Origin of the sequence: Streptomyces purpurascens (assembly GCF_045040895.1) — a bacterium.
In the GTDB taxonomy this organism is placed as follows: domain Bacteria; phylum Actinomycetota; class Actinomycetes; order Streptomycetales; family Streptomycetaceae; genus Streptomyces; species Streptomyces purpurascens.
Map to the genome: position 1 here is coordinate 1,376,966 of NZ_CP108341.1, position 18,823 is coordinate 1,395,788.

An 18,823-nucleotide genomic window follows, 5' to 3' on the forward strand; every position below is an offset into this window, starting at 1 on the left:
TCAGAACAGGAAGTAGCGCTGCGCCATGGGCAGTTCGGCCGCGGGCGACGCCTCGACCAGTTCCCCGTCGATGTGCACCGCGAAGCTGTCGGGGTCGACCCGCACATCCGGGCGCGCGTCGTTCTCCCGCATGTCGGCCTTGGTGACCCCGCGCGTCGAGTCGATCGCCACGAACCGCTTGCCGAGCCCCAGCCGCTCCGGCAGCCCGTCCTCGACGGCCAAGGGGGCGACGAAGTTGAGGGAGTTGGCGGCCGGTGCCCGCCCGATCGCCCCGTACATCGGGCGCGGCAGGATCGGCTGCGGCGTGGGGATCGAGGCGTTCGCGTCGCCCATCTGCGCGTACGCGATCTGCCCGCCCTTGATGACGAGCTGCGGCTTGACGCCGAAGAACGCCGGCTCCCACAGCACCAGGTCGGCCAGCTTGCCGCTCTCGACCGAACCGATCTCCCGGGCCAGGCCCTGGGCGAGCGCCGGGTTGATCGTGTACTTGGCGACATAGCGACGGACCCGGCGGTTGTCGGCGCGTCCGTCCCCGGGCAGGGCACCCCGCCGCCGCTTCATCACATGCGCGGTCTGCCAGGTCCGCATGACGACCTCACCGACGCGCCCCATGGCCTGGGAGTCGGAGGAGATGATCGAGATCGCGCCCAGGTCGTGCAGCACGTCCTCCGCGCCGATCGTGGACGGCCGGATCCGGGACTCGGCGAAGGCCAGGTCCTCCGGCACCGCGGGGTTGAGGTGGTGGCAGACCATCAGCATGTCGAGGTGTTCCTCGGCGGTGTTGACGGTGAACGGCCGGGTGGGATTGGTGGAGCTCGGCAGCACGTACGACTCGGAGACCACGGTCATGATGTCCGGCGCGTGCCCGCCGCCCGCGCCCTCGGTGTGGTACGCGTGGATGCCCCGCCCGGCGATCGCGGCGAGCGTGTCGCCGACGAAACCGGCCTCGTTGAGCGTGTCCGTGTGGATCGCGACCTGGATGCCGGTCCGCTCGGCGACGGTCAGCGAGGCGTCGATGACGGCCGGGGTCGAGCCCCAGTCCTCGTGCAGCTTCAGGCCGAGCGCGCCGCCGCGGATCTGCGACAGCATCGCCTCGTGCGAGACGGTGTTGCCCTTGCCGAGCAGGCCGATGTTGAGCGGGAAGGCCTCCATCGCCTCCAGCATCCGCGCGAGATGCCAGGGGCCGGGGGTCACGGTGGTGGCCTTGGAGCCCTCGGCCGGGCCCGTACCGCCGCCGACGAGAGTCGTGATGCCCGCCGAGAGCGCCTCGTCGGCGATCTGCGGGCAGATGAAGTGGACGTGCGCGTCGATCGCGCCGGCCGTGAGGATCCGCCCGTTGCCGGCGATGATCTCGGTCTCCGGGCCGATGACCAGGTCCGGGTGGACGCCGTCCATGGTGTCGGGGTTGCCGGCCTTGCCGATGCCGGTGATCCGCCCGTCGCGGATGCCGACGTCGGCCTTGACGATCCCCCAGTGGTCGATGATCACCGCTCCGGTGATCACGGTGTCCGGGGTGCCCTCCGCCCGCGTGGCACGCGCCTGGCCCATGGACTCGCGGATGACCTTGCCGCCGCCGAACACGGCCTCGTCACCGGCGCGCCCGGGGCCGCCGGAGCGGTCCTCCTCGATCTCCACCAGCAGGTCGGTGTCGGCGAGCCGGATCCGGTCGCCGGTCGTCGGGCCGAACAGGTCGGCGTACGCGGCACGCGAGATCTCAGGCATCGAGGGCACCTCCGGTCTCACCGCGCAGACCGGGCACGACACGGGCGCCGGTGAGCGGAACGAGTTCGACGTCGACGGGGATCCCGGGTTCGAAGCGCACGGCCGTGCCGGCGGCGACGTTCAGCCGCCTGCCGCGGGCCGCGGCGCGGTCGAACTCCAGGCCGGGATTGGCCTCGGCGAAGTGGTAGTGGGAGCCGACCTGGACGGGCCGGTCGGCGGCGTTGAGGACGGTCAGCCGGGTGACCTCGCGGCCCTCGTTGTAGGCAATCGGGTCGTCGGCGAAGAGGATCTCTCCGGGAATCACGGCGGCTCCCCGTCAGACGATCGGGTCGTGGACGGTGACGAGCTTGGTGCCGTCCGGGAACGTGGCCTCGACCTGGACGTCGTGGATCATCTCCGGGATGCCCTCCATGACGTCGTCCCGGGTGAGCAGCTTGCGTCCGGAGGACATGAGTTCGGCGACGGTACGGCCGTCACGGGCGCCTTCGAGGATGTGCGAGGTGATGAGCGCGACCGCCTCGGGGTGGTTCAGCCTCAGCCCGCGGGCCCTGCGCTTCTCGGCCACGTCGGCCGCGACGTGGATCAGCAGTCTCTCTTGCTCGTGCGGGGTCAGTTGCACGTCCCACCTCACAGTCCTCGCTCCGGACCGTGCGGGGCCCGGCTGCCGCAGCCCCGGGGAAAAGCCCTGGTGGCGTGGCGGCAGGCTAGTTGGACCGAGTTTCGGGCACGTTAACCGAGCCGTGATCCTTCAGGCCTGTGAGTACGACGTCCGGAGGGCCGGAGGGCCCCTGCGAGAGGGATCCGGCCTACGCCGGGTTGGCTCCCCGGTGTTCCGCCGCGATCCCGAACCGCTGTCGTTCGCGAGGAGCGGACGCGACCTCGCGGACCGTGGAGACGGCGCTGATCACCTGCTCCTCGGCGGGCTCCGCGAGCTCCTGGGCCTCTTCGAGTCGCCGCAGGTCATCGGCTGAGACGAGGGCGACGAGGGGCTTGCCGTGCCGGGTGACGACGACGCGCTCGCCGGCGTACACCACGCGGTTGATCAGGTCGGCGAGCTCAGCCCTGGCTTGCGTCACCGGAATCTCGTAGGCCATGCCCCCATCATAACGGCACGTACGTCCTGTACATTTTTTACAGAGGAAGCTGTCGCCGGAGACAGCCCTGCCCGCGAGGAGGGGTTCACCATGACCCGACCGTCCGCCCGTCACGTGCTGCCCGAGTTCACGGAACGCACGAGTTCCGGACAACGGACGATGGACCCGTACTCGAAGCTGTTGGAGGAGCGGATCGTCTTCCTCGGGGCGCCGGTGGACGAGATCTCGGCGAACGACGTGATGGCCCAGTTCATGTACCTCGAGCACCAGGCGCCGGACCGCGACATCCAGCTCTACATCAACTCCCCCGGCGGCGCGTTCCACGCGATGACGGCCCTCTACGACACGATGCGCTACGTCACCTGCGACGTGGAGACGGTCTGCCTGGGCCAGGCCGGGGCGGCCGCCACGGTGCTGCTGGCGGCGGGCACGCCGGGCAAGCGATCCATGCTGCCGGACGCGCGCCTGGTGATCCATCAGCCCGCCCTGCCCGAGCCGGTCCAGGGACAGGCCAGCGATCTGGCGATCCAGGCCGACGAGCTGATGCGGATCCGGACCCGTATGGAGGAGATGCTCGCGCGGCACACCGGCCGCACCCGGGAGCAGGTGAGCGAGGACATCGAGCGGGACAAGATCCTCACCGCCCAGGAGGCGGTGGAGTACGGCCTGGTGGACCGGATCGTCCCCAACCGCAAGGCCACCATGGCCGCGCCGACCGGAAGGTGAGCCGCCGGTGCTGCCGCCCGAACTGCCTCCGCTGCCCGCCCTGACCCGAGCGGAGGCGGAGTTGATCGACCGTTACCTGGAGGTCGTGGACCTGCTCGGCCGGATCAACCCGGCGCTGCACGGCGACACCTACCGCGGACTGCGCGCCGCCCAGGCCCTGGTCGGCAAGGCGACCGCGCTGCGCGACGCGCTGGCCCTGATGCACCAGCGGGGCGAGACGGAACTGCACGCCGACACACTGGCCCGGGCCCTGCGGGTGCTGGACGGCGAGCGCCGGACCGCCCGTGTCACCCTGCCCCCGGAGTCCGTCGGTTGACACGGAGCCGGCGGATCCAGCGGCCCGGACGCTCGCTCCGTCGACGCGGCGTCCGGGCCTGAGTCGAAACGGGCCAAACGACGTACCGCTGTTCGGAGTAGACGGGGCACCAATTTTTGGACCGTCACGGTTGCGCGACGCGCACGACGGAGGGGCGGAATGGGACATTCCATCGCTGGTCGGGCGGTGCGCGGCACGGTGGACACCGACTCGAACACAGACGTGTCCACCCGAACGGGTGAGTGGTGAGTAACAACACAAATCCCCGGTTCCGTTGGGATTTCATGACAACCATCAGTCAAGATCCCTGACTGACGACAAGCCCCCGCCACAGCGGCGGGGCGATCCGGGCGGACGCCGAGTCCTGCCGCCGCCTGGATGACCGGTCGACAGGAGTGGATCGGCAGGAGTGGAGGACCCAAGCACGACGGGTCGCCGGGACGGTCACGCCATGACCGGTCCCGAGCAGCCCTTGGGGTGAAGCCGCGTCAGCGGCCGGGCAACTTCGCCAGCCCGAATCCGACAGGTCATCCTTCACAGGCGGCTGACGAAGGGTTGCGCATGACTGCGCTCAATCGTGTCCCGTCGCTCATGGTCCGGGCCGGTACGGCCTCGGCCCTCACCATCGCCGCCGTGGGCGGCTCGATCGTGGCCCCCGGCTTCTCCTCCGAGGCAGCGGCAGCCACGCCGGCGACCAAGGCACTCCAGATAGCGGCCTCGAAGAAGGGATCGCCCTACAAGTACGGCGCCACCGGCCCGCACCGCTTCGACTGCTCGGGCCTCACGCTGTACTCGTTCAAGAAGGCCGGCAAGAAGCTGCCGCGCACGGCCGCCCAGCAGTACAACAAGACCCGCCACATCTCCGCCCAGAACCGCAAGGCGGGAGACCTGGTGTTCTTCCACTCGGGCCGGAACGTGTACCACGTCGGTATCTACGCGGGTAAGAACAAGCTCTGGCACTCCCCGAAGAGCGGGGACGTGGTGCGGCTGCAGAAGATCTGGACCAAGAGCGTCTGGTACGGGCGCGTGAAGTGACCCACCCGGCGTGCGGCGACGCCTGAGACGCGCCGCCGCACGCCGGGAGCGTGACACGGGCTCAAGTGGTTACTCGTCGCGTCATGGCCGAGCACAGTCCCTGCACCGCACGCGGCGAGACGCCACTGCAGCGCGCCGACCGCAACTTCGTCGAGCTGCTCCAGGAACTGCGGGTCACCCAGACGGGCGTACAGATCCTGTTCGCCTTCCTGCTGTCGCTCGCCTTCACCTCGCGCTTCTCGTCCCTCGACACGGCCCAGCGCGTCACCTACGTCAGCACGCTGCTGCTGGCGGTCCTGGCCGCGGCGCTGTTCACCGCGCCGGCCGCGCTGCACCGCTCGCTCTTCCAGCAGGGCGCGAAGCCCCGCATCGTGCAGGTCTCCTCACGACTGGCCACGACCGGCCTGATCGTGCTGGTGTTCGCTTTCAGCGGGTCCGTGCTGCTGGTGGTGGACGTGACGACCGGCCGGGCCGGCGGGATCGCCGCGGGGGCGGCGACCTTCCTGGTCTGCGTCGGCCTGTGGGGCCTGCTCCCCCGGCTGGTGCGGCGGGCGGGGCTGCGGCAGGCGACGAACGGCGGCTGCGGGGAACCGGAGCCCGCTGTCGAGAAGGCGGCGCGCCCTGGCGCCGTCAGGATCCCCGCACCGCGTCGGGGAGGAGCGTCGCGCCGAGAGGCGTCGCTGCGGCGGCGGTGACAGGCTTTGGGGAGAGGGCGGCGCGGACGTCGGTCACGCCGGTGGGGGTGCGCGCGCTCGGGGCCGGCGTGCCGCGGTGAGGCTTACGGCTCCTGCTGTCCCGCCGCCGTCATGGGCTGGGCCGGGACGGTCCACGGAAGTTCGACGGAGATGGTCTTGCCGCCCTCACGGGTGGGGCGGATCCTGAGCCTGCCGCCGCATTCGGCGGTCAGCCAGCGGATGATGACCAGTCCGCGGCCGTTGTCCTGCTGGACGGCGGCGGGGAGCCGTCTGGGGAGCCGTGGGTGGCTGTCCGTGACACCGACGCGCAGCCGTTCGTCGCGGTCGAGCACGACGTCCACCGTGAACGTGGGTGACTGCCCGAAGGTGTGCTGGACGGCGTTGGTGGCGAGCTCGGAGATGATCAGCCGGACGGTGTCGGACACTTCCGTGTCCGCCGGCAGGCCCCACTCCGCCAGCGTGTCCACCACGTAGGCACGCGCTGCGGAGACCGAGGCGGGATCGCTCGGCAGAGTGACGGATGTTTCCAAATGGTCTGCCATGGCGACGTCGTCCCTTTCCCACGGGACCGCAGTCCGACACGGAGCGGATGGTTCGAGTACGGTCCCGGACTGGTGCTTCGCCGCCAGAGTGCCACCAGAACACCCGCGAAGGGCGGCGATCCACCAAGATATGCATATATCTGTCGCCCAAAGCGGTGAACTCTACGACGCGAGACCGTATTGGGGTGGCTCGGAAGGAGTAAGGAGAAGCCCATGCAGCACGGTCCCGCGGTGCGCCGCCGGAAACTGGGCGCCGAACTGCGCGCGCTGCGCACCTCGGCGGGTCTCACCAGCGGTGAGGCGGCCCAGCTGGTGGGCTGGCACCAGTCCAAGGTCAGCCGGATCGAGACGGGCACGAGCGGGGTGAAACCGGCCGATGTGCGGTTACTTCTCGACGCCTACGGTGTGGAAGACTCCCAACTTCGCGAGCTGCTCCTGGTGTTGGCGGAGTCCGACGACGGGGGCGGCCGGCACCACTGGTGGCACGCCTACCGCGGGGTGCTGCCGCCGACCTACCGGGACTTCATCAGCCTGGAGTCCCAGGCCACCGCGATGCGCACGCTGGAGACCACCGTCGTCCCGGGGCTGCTCCAGACGCCCGAGTACGCGCGTGCGGTGACGAAGGCCGCGGTGGAGGGGCTGTCGGAGGACCGGCTCGACACGCTGGTCGAGGTGCGACTGGCCCGCCAGGACGTGCTGCGCGCGGATCCGCCGCTGGAACTGAGCGCCGTCCTGGACGAGGCCGTGCTGCGGCGGGAGGTGGGCGGGCCCGGGGTCATGGCCCGGCAGCTGGAGCGGCTGGTCGAGGCGGCGCGCCTGCCCCAAGTGCGGCTCCAGGTACTGCCGTTCGCCGCCGGGGCACACATCGGCGTCACCGGCCCTTTCGTTGTCTTCTCATTTTCGAGCACTTCTGATCTGAACGTTGTTGTTCTCGACCACTTGACGAGTAGCCTCTACCTCGAGCGGAAAGAAGACCTCCAGGCCTACACGGAGGCCTTCAACGCCCTTCAGATCCACGCCCTTTCGCCCGAGGACTCGTTGGATTACATCGCCGGGACAGCCGCCGGCGCGTAAGGAGGCACCTATGCGTGCACTGCCTCGTCATGTCCCCTCAAGCATCGAACTGCACGGTGTGCGGTGGTTGCGCAGCAGCTACAGCACCGGCGCGAACAACTGCGTCGAGACCGCGTGTCCGGACACCCCGCCCTGGGCCGGACTGCTCGCCGTGCGCGACTCCAAGGACCCGGCCGGGCCCGCGCTGCTCTTCTCACCGGGGAGCTGGGCGGAGTTCACGGCCGCGGTCGACCGCATCTGACCGTTTCTGATCAGCCCGCCATCGTTCAGTCCGCCATCGTTCAGTCCGTCATCGTGTGACGCACGGCCGTGTCACGCCGACTCATGGCCGCGTCTCCCCGATCAGCCGTACAGCGCGTTCGATCTGTTCCCCGGTCAGGTCCGCGCGGGCGGTCAGCCTGAGTCGTGAGATGCCGTCGGGCACGGAAGGAGGACGGAAGCAGCCCACGGCCAGGCCCGCCGCGCGGCATTCGGCCGCCCAGCGCACGGCGTCCTCGGGAGAGGGCGCACGCACCGAGACCACCGCGGCGTCCGGACGTACCGCTTCCAGACCCGCGGCGGTCAGGCGTGCGTGCAGTTCGCTCGCCACCGCGCGGGCCCGTGCCGCCCGCTCCGGTTCGCGGCGCAGCAGCCGCAGGGCCGACAGGGCCGCCCCCGCCGCCGCGGGGGCGAGTCCCGTGTCGAAGATGAACGTCCGTGCCGCGTTGACCAGGTGGTCGATCACCCGGGCGGGGCCGAGGACGGCTCCGCCCTGGCTGCCGAGCGACTTGGACAGCGTGACCGTGACGCCGACGTCGTCGGCGCCCGCCAGCCCCGCCGCGTGCGGGGCGCCGCGGCCGCCGTCGCCGAGGACGCCCAGGCCGTGGGCGTCGTCGACCACCAGCCCGGCACCGTGCTCCCGGCAGGCCGCGGCGAGGGCCGCGAGCGGGGCCGCGTCGCCGTCGACCGAGAAGACCGTGTCGGAGACCGTGATCGCCGCGCCCTCGTGTGTCGAGAGGGCCTTGCGCACGGCGTCCGGCTCGGCGTGCGCCACCACCTGGGTCGTGCCACGGGCCAGCCGGCAGCCGTCGATGAGCGAGGCGTGGTTGCCCGCGTCGGAGACGATCAGAGAGCCGTGCGGGGCCAGCGCGGTGACCGCCGCGAGGTTGGCCGCGTAGCCGGAGGAGAAGACGAGGGCCGCCTCGACACCGCAGAATTCGGCCAGTTCCCGTTCCAGTTCCGCGTGCAGCTCGGTGCTGCCGGTGACGAGCCGGGAGCCGGTGGAGCCGCCGCCCCAGACCCGCGCGGCACGGGCCGCGCCCTCGGTGACCTCGGGGTGCCGGGACAGCCCCAGGTAGTCGTTGCTCGCCAGATCGAGGAGCGGCGAAGCTGCCGGACGGGGGCGCAGAGTCCGTACGAGTCCGGCGCGGCGGCGCACCCGCGCCTGCTCGTCGATCCAGCCGAACGCCATGGGTGGTCCTCCGGGAAATTTGTAGGCAGTGCACAGACACTAGCGGGACCACCAGCAGGTCAGTATGTGGCAATACCCACACCTCGAAGCGACTCTGTTGTACGAACTCTCCTTGGCCCGGAGCGGGTCCGTAGGACAGGATCGGCTCTCATGGACCTGCTGAACACGCTGGTGGACAAGGGGCTTCGGCGCGAGCTGCCGACCCGTGAAGAGGCACTTGCCGTCCTCGCGACGTCCGACGACGACCTGCTCGATGTGGTGGCCGCGGCCGGGAAGGTGCGCCGGCACTGGTTCGGCCGACGGGTGAAACTCAACTATCTCGTCAACCTGAAGTCCGGCCTGTGTCCCGAGGACTGCTCCTACTGTTCGCAGCGGCTCGGCTCCCAGGCCGGCATCCTGAAGTACACCTGGCTCAAACCCGACCAGGCCTCCGACGCGGCGGCTGCCGGTGTGGCCGGGGGCGCCAAGCGCGTGTGCCTGGTGGCCAGCGGGCGCGGTCCGACCGACCGGGACGTGGACCGGGTCTCCGACACGATCAAGGCCATCAAGGACAACAACGAGGGCGTCGAGGTGTGCGCCTGCCTCGGCCTGCTCTCCGACGGGCAGGCCGAGCGGCTGCGCGAGGCGGGTGCCGACGCCTACAACCACAACCTCAACACGTCCGAGGCGACGTACGGGGAGATCACGACCACGCACACCTACGCCGACCGCGTGGACACGGTCGAGAAGGCCCACGCGGCAGGCCTCTCCGCCTGCTCCGGGCTGATCGCCGGCATGGGCGAGTCGGACGAGGACCTGGTGGACGTCGTCTACTCGCTGCGCGAGCTGGACCCGGACTCGGTTCCGGTCAACTTCCTGATCCCGGTCGAAGGCACCCCGCTGGCCAAGGAGTGGAACCTCACCCCGCAGCGCTGCCTCAGGATCCTGGCGATGGTGCGCTTCGTGTGCCCGGACGTCGAGGTGCGCATCGCGGGCGGCCGGGAGGTCCATCTGCGCTCGATGCAGCCGGTCGCCCTGCACCTGGCCAACTCGATCTTCCTCGGCGACTACCTGACCACCGAGGGCCAGGCGGGCAAGGCCGACCTCGAGATGATCGCGGACGCCGGGTTCGAGGTGGAGGGCACCGACCAGGTGACGCTGCCCGAGCACCGGTCCGGCGGCTGCCACGACGGCGGCGGGGTCTGCGGCTCCGAGGGTGGCGGAGGCTGCGGTTCCGACGCCGCCCCGGAGGCCGCCGAGCCCCGTACGGCCGCCGATGCCCGTACCGACCTGGTCGCCGTCCGCCGCCGGGGCGCCGGAACGGACCTCGCGCCCAATGCCTGAGCGGACGGTGCCCGAGCTGACGGTGCCCGAGCTGCTGGAGCTCGACCGGCGGCATGTGTGGCATCCGTACGGCCCGATGCCCGGACGGCAGGAACCGCTCGTCGTGGAGTCGGCGAGCGGGGTGCGGCTGCGCCTCGCCGACGGCTCGGGAGAGCTGGTCGACGGCATGTCGTCCTGGTGGTCGGCGATCCACGGCTACAACCACCCGGTGCTCAACGAGGCGGCGCGCGGGCAACTGGAGCGCATGAGCCATGTGATGTTCGGCGGGCTCACCCACGAGCCCGCCGTACGACTGGCGAAGCTCCTTGTCGACATGTCACCCGACGGCCTCGAGCACGTCTTCCTCGCCGACTCGGGGTCCGTGTCGGTCGAGGTCGCGGTCAAGATGTGCCTGCAGTACTGGCGTTCGCTGGGCCGTCCCGGCAAGCGGCGGCTGCTGACCTGGCGCGGCGGTTACCACGGCGACACCTGGCAGCCGATGTCGGTGTGCGATCCCGAGGGCGGGATGCACGAGCTGTGGGCCGGGGCGCTCCAGCGTCAGGTGTTCGCGGACCCGCCGCCTGCCGAGTACGACGAGGCCTACGCCGAGCACCTGCGCACGACGGTCGAGCGGCACGCCGACGAGCTGGCCGCGGTGATCGTCGAGCCGGTGGTGCAGGGCGCGGGCGGGATGCGCTTCCACTCCCCCGCCTATCTGCGGGTGCTGCGCGAGGCGTGCGACGCGCACGACGTGCTGCTGGTGTTCGACGAGATCGCGACCGGGTTCGGCCGTACGGGCGCGCTGTTCGCGGCGGAGCACGCGGCCGTGACGCCGGATGTGATGTGCGTGGGCAAGGCGCTGACCGGCGGCTATCTGACCATGGCGGCGACGCTGTGCACCGCGCGGGTGGCCGACGGCATCTCGCGGGGCGAGGTGCCGGTGCTCGCGCACGGCCCGACCTTCATGGGCAACCCGCTGACGGCGGCCGTGGCCTGTGCCTCGATCGAGCTGCTGCTCGGCCAGGACTGGCTCGCGGAGGTCAAGCGGATCGAGGCGGGGCTGCGGGACGGGCTCTCGGCCGTCTCGGACCTGCCGCAGGTGACGGACGTGCGGGTCCTCGGCGCGATCGGGGTGGTGCAGCTGGACCACCCCGTGGACATGAAGGCGGCCACCGAGGCGGCCGTACGCGAGGGCGTGTGGCTGCGGCCGTTCCGCGATCTGATCTACACGATGCCGCCGTACGTCACGGGCGACGCGGACGTGGCGCGGATCGCGCGGGCGGTGTGCGCGGCGGCGCGGGAGGGATGACATGACGGTACTGGTGATCACGGGCACGGGCACGGAGGTCGGCAAGACGGTCGTGACCGCCGCCGTCGCCGCGACGGCGAGGGCGGCCGGCCGTTCGGTGGCCGTGCTGAAGGCCGCCCAGACGGGCGTACGGCCGGACGAGCCGGGGGACGCCGCCGAGGTCGCGCGTCTCGCGGGCGCCGTGACGACGGCCGAACTCGCCCGGTATCCCGAGCCGTTGGCCCCGGCCACGGCCGCCCGCCGGGCCGGTCGCGCCCCGGTGCACCCGCACGAGATCGCGGACGCCGCCGCGAAGCTGGCCGCCGAGCACGACCTGGTGCTGGTCGAGGGGGCGGGCGGACTGCTCGTACGGTTCGACGCGGCCGGCGGCACCCTGGCGGACGCGGCCCGGCTGCTGTCGGCGCCGGTGCTGGTCGTGGCGCCGGCGGGACTCGGCACCCTGAACACGACGGAGCTGACAGCGCGTGAACTCCGATCCCGTGGGCTGGACCTGGCCGGGATCGTGATCGGGAGCTGGCCCGCGGCGCCGGACCTTGCCGCCCGCTGCAATCTGGCCGATCTGCCGGACGTGGCCGGGGCGCCACTGCTGGGTTCCGTGCCCGCGGGGTCGGGGGGCCTCTCCCCCGCCGCTTTCCGCTCGGCCGCGCCGCAGTGGCTTGCGCCTCGCCTGGACGGTACGTGGGACGCGGAGGCGTTCCGGGTGCGGGAGGCTCCCCCGGCGTCCTGAGTCCCGGCGGGCGCGCGGTGAAACCGGCGGGGGCGTGATCGCGTGTTGGACTACGTACGTGATCACCTCTGGAGGGAACACCTTGCACCCGACACACTCACGCCCGTCCCGCCGCACGGCCCTCGTCGTGGGCGCCGCCGCCGCTCTCTCACTCGGCGGCGGCACGGCCCACGCGTTACCCCGTACGGCCGGCGTCACCGCACGGCTGAGGGAGCTCGAACAGGAGCACACCGCGCGACTGGGCGTCTACGCCCGCAACCTGCGCACGGGCCGGACCGTGTCCTACCGGGCGGACGAACGCTTCCCGATGGCCTCGGTGTTCAAGGCGCTGGCCGCCGCGGCCGTCCTGCGCGATCTCGACCGCGACGGCGAGTTCCTGGCCAAGCGCATCCACTACACCCAGGACTACGTCAAGAAGTCGGGGTACTCCCCTGTCACCGAGAAGAACGTCGCGACCGGCATGACCGTCGGCGAACTCTGCGACGCCACCATCCGCTTCAGCGACAACACCGCGGGCAACCTGCTGCTCGTGGAGCTGGGCGGACCGACCGCCGTCACGCGTTTCTGCCGCTCGATCGGCGACCCGGTCACCCGGCTGGACCGCTGGGAGCCCGAGCTCAACAGCGCGGAACCGTGGCGCGTGACCGACACGACGTCCCCGCGCGCCGTCGGCCTGACCTACGCCCGTCTGGTGCTCGGCGACGTTCTGGAGCCCCGGGACCGCGCACGGCTAACGGACTGGCTGCTCCGCAACACCACGAGCGACGAGAAGTTCCGCAAGGCGCTGCCCGCCGACTGGCTGGTCGCCGACAAGACCGGCGGAGGACGGTACGGCACCAACAACGACGTGGGCATCACCTGGCCGCCGGACGGTCCGCCGATCGTGATGTCCGTCCTGACCACCCAGCCGGAGGAGGACGCCCTGGCCGACAACCCGCTGGTGGCCGGGGCCGCCGCGGTGCTGGCGTCGGAACTCGGCTAGCAGTGCGGGTGAGAGGCGGGCGGTCGTGGGACGCCTGGCTCGTCGCGGGCGCCGTCGGTGTCGCCGGCCTGCTGGCCCTGCACTCCGCCGTGCCCAACGGGGTCGGGCGCCTCGGAAGTCTCCTGGAGACGTTTCTGCCGTGGCTGGGCGTGGCCGTGCCGCTGCTCGGCTGCCTCGCCGCGCTCAAGCGGTCGAAGGCGGGGCTGCTCGCCTGTCTCTTGCCCGTGGCCGTCTGGTTCTGGATGTTCGGCGGGCTGTGGTTCTCCTCGCCCCCGAAGTCGCACGACCTGACGGTGGTCCAGCACAACGTGGCCGATGACAACGCCGACCACTCCGGCACCGCACGGGCTCTGCTCGCCACGGGTGCGGAGCTGGTGGCCGTCGAGGAACTGACGCCTGCCGCACGGCCCGCGTACCAGGACGTCCTGGGCGGCTCCCGGCCGCACCGGGCCGTCCACGGCACGGTGGGTCTGTGGTCGGCCTGGCCCCTGTCGGACGTGCGGCCCGTGGACATCCGGCCCGAGGGCTTTCCGGAGAGCTGGCAGCGCGGCCTGCGGGCCACGGTGTCCGCGCCGGGCGGAGAGATCGCCGTGTATGTGGTCCATCTGCCGTCCGTCCGGCTGGGCCCGACGGGCCTGGCGTCGGCGGCCCGTGACGAGAGCGCGGCACTGCTCGGGGCACGGATCGCGGACGACCCGGCCGGCCGGCTCCTGGTGGTCGGCGACCTCAACGGCACGGTGCTGGACCGGGGACTCGGACCGCTCACCTCCCAACTGGACGCCCCTCCCACGGGGTTCGCGTTCAGCTGGCCGGCCTCCTTTCCGGTGGCGCGGATCGACCAGGTGCTGGGGAGAGGAGCCGAGGTGACGGAGGTGTCCGCCCTGGACGCGACCGGGAGTGATCATCTTCCGGTGCTCGGCCGGGTCCGTCTGGGCTAGTCGCGTTGTGGGCGGCAGGGGTGCGCCGGGGCCGCGCGGGGGACAATCCTGGTAGGTCCGCCTAGCAGGGAGGTCCCCATGCCGCTCCGCTCCGGCAAGGTGCCGCGGGATGCCGTGCACCATCCGCTGTTCGCCCGCTACTACGCCCGGATCAGCGTCGCCGCCGAGACCCGGATGGGCATGGGCAGGGTGCGCGAGAGACTGCTCGACGGGCTGTCCGGGCGGGTGCTCGAGATCGGCGCGGGCAACGGGCTGAACTTCGCGCACTACCCGGGCACCGTCTCGGAGGTCGTGGCCATCGAACCGGAGCGGCGGCTGCGGCAGCTGGCCGTGGAGGCCGCCCTGCGCGCCGAGGTGCCGGTGGACGTGGTGCCGGGCGCGGCCGAGGCGCTGCCGGTCAAGAGCGAGGGCTTCGACGCGGCGGTGGTGTCGCTGGTGCTGTGCAGTGTGCGGGACGTGCCCCGGTCGCTCGGGGAGCTCCGGCGGGTGCTGCGGCCGGGCGGTGAGGTGCGGTTCTTCGAGCACGGCCGGGGCGGCGGCCGGGTGATGACCTTCAGCCAGCGCGCGCTGGACCGGACGGTGTGGCCGGCGCTGAACGGGGGCTGCCACCTGTCGCGGGAGCCGGTGCGGGCGCTGCGGGACGCCGGTTTCGAACTCGGCCCCTACCGGCAGGTGCTGATGCCGGAGCAGGGACCGACCCTGCCCGCTTCGTACTGCGTGCTGGGCACGGCATGGCGCCCGGTCGGCTCCTAGTCACAGGCTCCACTGCCGCAGCTGCTGCTCGATGTCCCGCACGGATGCCTCGCCGCTCTTGACCAGCTTGGCGAGGTCGCGGACCTGCTCGGGCGAGGTGACGACCTTGGCGCCGCTGGCGACCAGGTACGCGTAGGCGACGGCGGAGGCGAACAGGGCGTTGGAGCGTTCCAGCGCGGGGACGTGGATCAGGAGCTGGAGCAGCGCGGCGGCGCGGGCGTGCGGGCTGTCGTAGACGGGGACGTCGAATATGGCGGCCTGGTGGCGTGCGACGGCGGCGACGAGGGCTCCCCAGTCGGTGACCTGGGGGTCTCCCGGGGTCTTGTGCTCGGCGAGCATCAGCAGCCAGGCGAGATCGATCTCGAGGTTGTTCAAGGGATCAGTGACGACCTTCGCGCGTGCCCTCACGGTCGACGCCGAATTCGTCGGCGAAGACGGACTCGTACTGCTTCATGAAGTCGGCGGCGGCCTCCACGAAGGTGTGGCCCACCTCGCCGGTGTCCTGTCTGACCAGCTCTTCGATGTAGCGGTTGACGCTCATGCCGCGGGCCAGGGCGCGTTCGCGGGCGGCTCGGGCGGTGCCCTCGTCGACTCGCACGTTCAGCTGGGTCTTCGCCATACCTCGAAGCTAGCGCGTGAGTGCTAGCACCGGCAAGGCCGGGACTCCGACTCGCGGAGGATACCGAGTGTGGGCCGCGTCACATTACCCTCGGGCAAGACGACGAAGTCCGGACATCCACCCCGAGGAGGCGGCCTTGTCCACACCTGCTGCGGAGCATGCCCCCGGCCTGGCGTCGGCCGACGGGGTAGCGGCCCGCGCCCGCGGTCTGACCAAGGCGTACGGCTCGGGCGAGACGACCGTGCTCGCGCTCGACGCGGTGGACGTGGATGTCGCGCGGGGCCGGTTCACCGCGGTGATGGGGCCGTCGGGCTCCGGCAAGTCCACGCTGATGCACTGTCTGGCGGGGCTCGACACCGTCTCGGCCGGCCAGGTGTGGCTCGGCGACACGGAGATCACGGGGCTGAAGGAGCGCGAGCTGACGCGGCTGCGCCGGGACCGGATCGGGTTCATGTTCCAGTCGTTCAACCTCATCCCGACCCTGAACGCGCTGGAGAACATCACCCTGCCCATGGACATCGCGGGCAGGAAGCCCGACGAGAAGTGGCTGGACCAGGTCATCGACACCCTGGGCCTGCGGGACCGGCTCAGGCACCGGCCGTCGCAGCTCTCCGGGGGCCAGCAGCAGCGCGTGGCCTGTGCGCGGGCCCTGGCCTCGCGGCCCGAGCTGATCTTCGCGGACGAGCCGACGGGCAACCTCGACTCGCGCGCCGGCCTGGAGGTGCTCGGCTTTCTGCGCGAGGCGGTGGACCAGCTGGGCCAGACGGTCGTCATGGTCACCCACGACCCGGGGGCCGCCGCCCACTCGGACCTGGTGCTCTTTCTCGGGGACGGTCGGATCGTGGACGAGATGCAGCGGCCCACGGCGGAGGCCGTGCTGGAACGCATGAAGAGGTTCGACTCGATCCGCACCCGGTTCGAGGACACCCCGTCCGCCGAGGAGAACTGACCCCCGTGCTCAAGGCGACCCTGAGAGGCTTCCTGGCGCACAAGGGGCGGCTGCTGCTCTCCGCGCTCGCCGTCCTGCTGTCCGTCGCGTTCGTCGCGGGCAGCCTGATCTTCTCGGACACGGTCAGCCGTACGTTCGACCGGCTGTTCGCCTCCACCGCGGCCGATGTCACGGTCAGCCCGAAGGAGGACCTCGACGAGGCGGTGCCCTCCGGCCGGACGGCCACCCTGCCGGCCGCGCTCGCCGCACGCGTGCGGCAGGTCGACGGGGTCGCGGCGGCGCGCGCCGAGGTGGACGTGGACGGCCTCACGGTCGCCGACGAGAAGAACGAGCCGGTGGGCCCGACCACCGGGGCACCCACGCTCGGCACCGCCTGGAACCCGACCGAGCGCAGCCCCGTGGAGCTGACCTCCGGCCACGCCCCGCGCGGGCCCGCCCAGGCGCTGCTCGACTCGGAGACCGCCGACCGCAAGGACGTGCGCATCGGGGACACCCTCACCGTGATCGCGCCGCCCGGGTCGTTCAAGGTCAGGGTCGTCGGCATCGTCACGTTCACCACCACCAACCCCGGCGCCGCTCTGGTCTTCTTCGACACCAGGACCGCGCAGACGAAGCTGCTGGGCAGCCCGGGGGGTGCCACCAGCATCTCGGTCGACGCCGCCGACGGGGTCAGCGACGCGCAGCTCAAGCAGCGCGTGTCCGCCGCGCTGGGCGCGCACACCTACGACTTCAGGACGGCCGGCGAGCAGGCCGAGTCGGACGTCGAGCAGCTCGGCGGATTCCTCGACGTCATCAAGTACGTGATGGTCGGGTTCGCCGGGATCGCCGTGCTGGTGGGCGTTTTCCTGATCGTCAACACCTTCTCCATGCTCATCGCCCAGCGCACCCGCGAGCTGGGCTTGCTGCGCGCGCTCGGTGCCGACCGGCGCCAGGTCCGACGCTCGGTCCTCGTCGAGGCCCTCCTGCTCGGTCTCGTCGGCTCCACGCTGGGGCTCGCGGCCGGGATCGGGCTGGCGGCCGGTCTCATCGAGCTGATGGGCCTGCTCGGCATGAACATCGACGCCGGGGAGATGGTCATCGGCTGGGTGACGCCCGTGACGGCGTACGTCGTCGGACTCGGGGTCACCTTCGTCGCCGCGTACCTCCCGGCGCGGCGGGCCGCGGGGGTCTCGCCGATGGCCGCGCTCTCGGACGCCGAGGTCGCCGGGGTGGGACGGCCGCTGCGGATGCGCGCGGTGGCGGGCGCGGTCGTCGGGGCGGCCGGGGCGGCGGCGCTCGCGGGGTGCGCTGCGGCGACCCGGACCTCGTCGGCGGCGTCGCTGCTGGGGCTGGGTGTCGTCCTGACCCTGATCGCCACCGTGATCGCCGGTCCGCTGCTGGTGCGCCCGGTGATCCGGGTGCTCGGCGCGGCCTTCCCCGCGCTGTTCGGCTCGATCGGCCGCATGAGCCAGCGCAACGCCCTGCGCAATCCCCGCCGTACGGGGGCCACCGCGGCGGCCCTGATGGTGGGTCTCGCCCTGGTGGGCGGGATGTCGGTGGCGAGCGCCTCGATGACCAGGTCGTTCGACCAGCAGATCGACAAGACGCTGGGCGCCGACTTCGTGATCCAGAACACCAACTTCCTGCCGTTCCCGAAGGAGGTCACCGACGAGGTGCGCGGCACCGACGGCGTGGGCCTGGTCGTGCGGGGGCGGTTCACACCGGTCGCGGTGCGGCTGCCGGACGGCGACCGGGTGGAGACGACCGCCGCGGGTTACGATCCGCGGCTCGACGAGGTCGCCAACATCACGTACGTCCAAGGGGACTCCGCGGCGGCGCTGGCGGACGGGCGCCTGGCCATGGACCGGGATTTCGCGCGCGACCACGGCGTGCGGGTGGGCAGCACCGTCCCGGTGGAGTTCCAGGGCGGACGCTCGGCCGAGCTGACGGTCGGCGCCCTCACCGACCAGGACTCCGCCGAGGGGTTCGGCACCCAGGGCGGGCTCTACTTCGGCCTCGCCACCCTGGAGCGGTACGCGCCGGGCGGGCAGGACTCCGCGCTGTACGTCAACGCCGCCCCCGGCACGAGCGACGACGACCTGCGCGCGAACCTGGAACGGACCCTGGATCCGTACCCGCAGGTGCAGGTGCGGGACCTGGCCGACTACAAGCAGCTGGTGCACGACCAGATCGCCGTCCTGCTGTACCTCGTGTACGCGCTGCTGGGGCTGGCGATCATCATCGCGGTGCTCGGCGTGGTCAACACCCTCGCCCTGTCGGTCGTCGAGCGCACCCGGGAGATCGGGCTGCTGCGGGCGATCGGGCTGGCCCGGCGTCAGCTGCGGCGGATGATCCGGCTGGAGTCGGTGGTGATCGCGGTGTTCGGCGCGGTCCTGGGGCTCGCGCTGGGGCTGGTGTGGGGCGTGTGCACGCATCAGGTGCTGGCGCTCCAGGGCATGACGGCCCTCGCGATCCCGTGGGGCACGATCGTCGCGGTGGTGATCGGCTCGGCGGTGGTGGGTGTGGTGGCGGCGCTGCTGCCGGCGTTGCGTGCATCCCGCATGAATGTACTGGCGGCCATCGCCCACGAATGATGGAATCGCGGCAGTCA

General features: G+C 71.6%; 22 protein-coding genes and 1 riboswitch. Of the genes, 14 read left to right on the forward strand and 8 right to left on the reverse strand.

Features of this window, described 5'->3' with window-relative positions; all coding sequences use genetic code 11:
- The 4 genes from OHU35_RS06240 to OHU35_RS06255 all read right to left on the reverse strand — a co-directional run bounded on the left by OHU35_RS06240 (position 1) and on the right by OHU35_RS06255 (position 2,816).
- Positions 1 to 1,722 carry an urease subunit alpha gene (locus tag OHU35_RS06240; protein ID WP_189724401.1) on the reverse strand — a complete coding sequence of 574 codons (1,722 nt, stop codon included), beginning with the start codon at positions 1,720 to 1,722 and terminating at the stop codon, positions 1 to 3.
- Positions 1,715 to 2,026 (reverse strand): urease subunit beta, encoded by a 312-nt coding sequence (locus OHU35_RS06245; protein ID WP_184599241.1) that lies wholly within the window; start codon positions 2,024 to 2,026, stop codon positions 1,715 to 1,717. The genes OHU35_RS06240 and OHU35_RS06245 overlap by 8 nt, the downstream gene beginning before the upstream one ends.
- Before the next feature lie 12 nt (positions 2,027 to 2,038).
- A complete protein-coding gene (locus OHU35_RS06250) occupies positions 2,039 to 2,341 on the reverse strand; it encodes an urease subunit gamma (RefSeq protein WP_028808600.1) in 303 nt (100 codons plus the stop codon).
- 187 nt (positions 2,342 to 2,528) lie between these two features.
- Positions 2,529 to 2,816 (reverse strand): type II toxin-antitoxin system Phd/YefM family antitoxin, encoded by a 288-nt coding sequence (locus tag OHU35_RS06255; RefSeq protein ID WP_189724402.1) that lies wholly within the window; start codon positions 2,814 to 2,816, stop codon positions 2,529 to 2,531.
- 90 nt (positions 2,817 to 2,906) lie between these two features.
- Here OHU35_RS06255 and OHU35_RS06260 point away from each other — a divergent pair, with 90 nt between their 5' ends.
- The 4 genes from OHU35_RS06260 to OHU35_RS06275 all read left to right on the forward strand — a co-directional run bounded on the left by OHU35_RS06260 (position 2,907) and on the right by OHU35_RS06275 (position 5,588).
- Positions 2,907 to 3,542 carry an ATP-dependent Clp protease proteolytic subunit gene (locus OHU35_RS06260; protein WP_189724403.1) on the forward strand — a complete coding sequence of 212 codons (636 nt, stop codon included), beginning with the start codon at positions 2,907 to 2,909 and terminating at the stop codon, positions 3,540 to 3,542.
- Positions 3,543 to 3,549: 7 nt separating this feature from the next.
- Entirely contained in the window at positions 3,550 to 3,858 is a 309-nt protein-coding gene (locus OHU35_RS06265; protein ID WP_189724404.1) for a hypothetical protein, read from the forward strand.
- 345 nt (positions 3,859 to 4,203) lie between these two features.
- Positions 4,204 to 4,416, forward strand: a riboswitch (cyclic di-AMP (ydaO/yuaA leader).
- Positions 4,417 to 4,419: 3 nt separating this feature from the next.
- A complete protein-coding gene (locus OHU35_RS06270; protein ID WP_189724405.1) occupies positions 4,420 to 4,893 on the forward strand; it encodes a C40 family peptidase in 474 nt (157 codons plus the stop codon).
- A gap of 83 nt (positions 4,894 to 4,976) precedes the next feature.
- Positions 4,977 to 5,588 carry a DUF6328 family protein gene (locus tag OHU35_RS06275; protein WP_189724406.1) on the forward strand — a complete coding sequence of 204 codons (612 nt, stop codon included), beginning with the start codon at positions 4,977 to 4,979 and terminating at the stop codon, positions 5,586 to 5,588.
- A gap of 83 nt (positions 5,589 to 5,671) precedes the next feature.
- Here OHU35_RS06275 and OHU35_RS06280 read toward each other — a convergent pair whose 3' ends face one another.
- A complete protein-coding gene (locus OHU35_RS06280) occupies positions 5,672 to 6,130 on the reverse strand; it encodes an ATP-binding protein (RefSeq protein ID WP_189724407.1) in 459 nt (152 codons plus the stop codon).
- Between the two features lie 213 nt (positions 6,131 to 6,343).
- Here OHU35_RS06280 and OHU35_RS06285 point away from each other — a divergent pair, with 213 nt between their 5' ends.
- Together OHU35_RS06285 and OHU35_RS06290 are read left to right on the forward strand one after the other, a co-directional pair.
- Positions 6,344 to 7,204, forward strand: coding sequence for a helix-turn-helix transcriptional regulator (locus tag OHU35_RS06285; protein WP_189724408.1), 861 nt, complete (start codon positions 6,344 to 6,346; stop codon positions 7,202 to 7,204).
- Positions 7,205 to 7,214: 10 nt separating this feature from the next.
- Positions 7,215 to 7,445: a DUF397 domain-containing protein gene (locus tag OHU35_RS06290; RefSeq protein ID WP_189724409.1), complete on the forward strand. Its 231-nt coding sequence runs from the start codon at positions 7,215 to 7,217 to the stop codon at positions 7,443 to 7,445.
- 81 nt (positions 7,446 to 7,526) lie between these two features.
- Here the strand turns inward: OHU35_RS06290 and OHU35_RS06295 are convergent, their stop codons facing one another.
- Positions 7,527 to 8,654: an 8-amino-7-oxononanoate synthase gene (locus OHU35_RS06295; RefSeq protein ID WP_189724410.1), complete on the reverse strand. Its 1,128-nt coding sequence runs from the start codon at positions 8,652 to 8,654 to the stop codon at positions 7,527 to 7,529.
- 150 nt (positions 8,655 to 8,804) lie between these two features.
- Between OHU35_RS06295 and bioB the strand changes: the two genes are divergently transcribed.
- The 6 genes from bioB (at position 8,805) to OHU35_RS06325 (ending at position 14,665) form a co-directional block, all read left to right on the forward strand.
- Entirely contained in the window at positions 8,805 to 9,977 is a 1,173-nt protein-coding gene (gene bioB, locus OHU35_RS06300) for a biotin synthase BioB (protein ID WP_189724411.1), read from the forward strand.
- 7 nt (positions 9,978 to 9,984) lie between these two features.
- Positions 9,985 to 11,265, forward strand: coding sequence for an adenosylmethionine--8-amino-7-oxononanoate transaminase (locus tag OHU35_RS06305; RefSeq protein WP_189724588.1), 1,281 nt, complete (start codon positions 9,985 to 9,987; stop codon positions 11,263 to 11,265).
- A 1-nt stretch (position 11,266) separates the two neighbouring features.
- Positions 11,267 to 11,992, forward strand: a complete 726-nt coding sequence (bioD, locus tag OHU35_RS06310) for a dethiobiotin synthase (protein ID WP_189724412.1) — start codon at positions 11,267 to 11,269, stop codon at positions 11,990 to 11,992.
- Positions 11,993 to 12,074: 82 nt separating this feature from the next.
- On the forward strand, positions 12,075 to 12,974 hold the full coding sequence (gene bla / locus OHU35_RS06315) for a class A beta-lactamase (RefSeq protein WP_189724413.1): 900 nt from the start codon (positions 12,075 to 12,077) through the stop codon (positions 12,972 to 12,974).
- Positions 12,975 to 12,982: 8 nt separating this feature from the next.
- Positions 12,983 to 13,912: an endonuclease/exonuclease/phosphatase family protein gene (locus OHU35_RS06320; protein WP_189724414.1), complete on the forward strand. Its 930-nt coding sequence runs from the start codon at positions 12,983 to 12,985 to the stop codon at positions 13,910 to 13,912.
- Between the two features lie 78 nt (positions 13,913 to 13,990).
- Positions 13,991 to 14,665, forward strand: a complete 675-nt coding sequence (locus tag OHU35_RS06325; protein ID WP_405504983.1) for a class I SAM-dependent methyltransferase — start codon at positions 13,991 to 13,993, stop codon at positions 14,663 to 14,665.
- Here OHU35_RS06325 and OHU35_RS06330 read toward each other — a convergent pair whose 3' ends face one another.
- Both OHU35_RS06330 and OHU35_RS06335 read right to left on the reverse strand, forming a co-directional pair.
- Positions 14,666 to 15,040 (reverse strand): fic family toxin-antitoxin system, toxin component, encoded by a 375-nt coding sequence (locus OHU35_RS06330; RefSeq protein WP_189724416.1) that lies wholly within the window; start codon positions 15,038 to 15,040, stop codon positions 14,666 to 14,668. It lies immediately after the preceding gene.
- Positions 15,041 to 15,044: 4 nt separating this feature from the next.
- Positions 15,045 to 15,284, reverse strand: coding sequence for a toxin-antitoxin system HicB family antitoxin (locus tag OHU35_RS06335; protein ID WP_184599608.1), 240 nt, complete (start codon positions 15,282 to 15,284; stop codon positions 15,045 to 15,047).
- 136 nt (positions 15,285 to 15,420) lie between these two features.
- Here OHU35_RS06335 and OHU35_RS06340 point away from each other — a divergent pair, with 136 nt between their 5' ends.
- Together OHU35_RS06340 and OHU35_RS06345 are read left to right on the forward strand one after the other, a co-directional pair.
- Positions 15,421 to 16,233 (forward strand): ABC transporter ATP-binding protein, encoded by an 813-nt coding sequence (locus OHU35_RS06340; protein WP_189724417.1) that lies wholly within the window; start codon positions 15,421 to 15,423, stop codon positions 16,231 to 16,233.
- Positions 16,234 to 16,238: 5 nt separating this feature from the next.
- Entirely contained in the window at positions 16,239 to 18,806 is a 2,568-nt protein-coding gene (locus OHU35_RS06345) for an ABC transporter permease (RefSeq protein ID WP_189724418.1), read from the forward strand.
- Positions 18,807 to 18,823 lie beyond the last annotated feature (17 nt).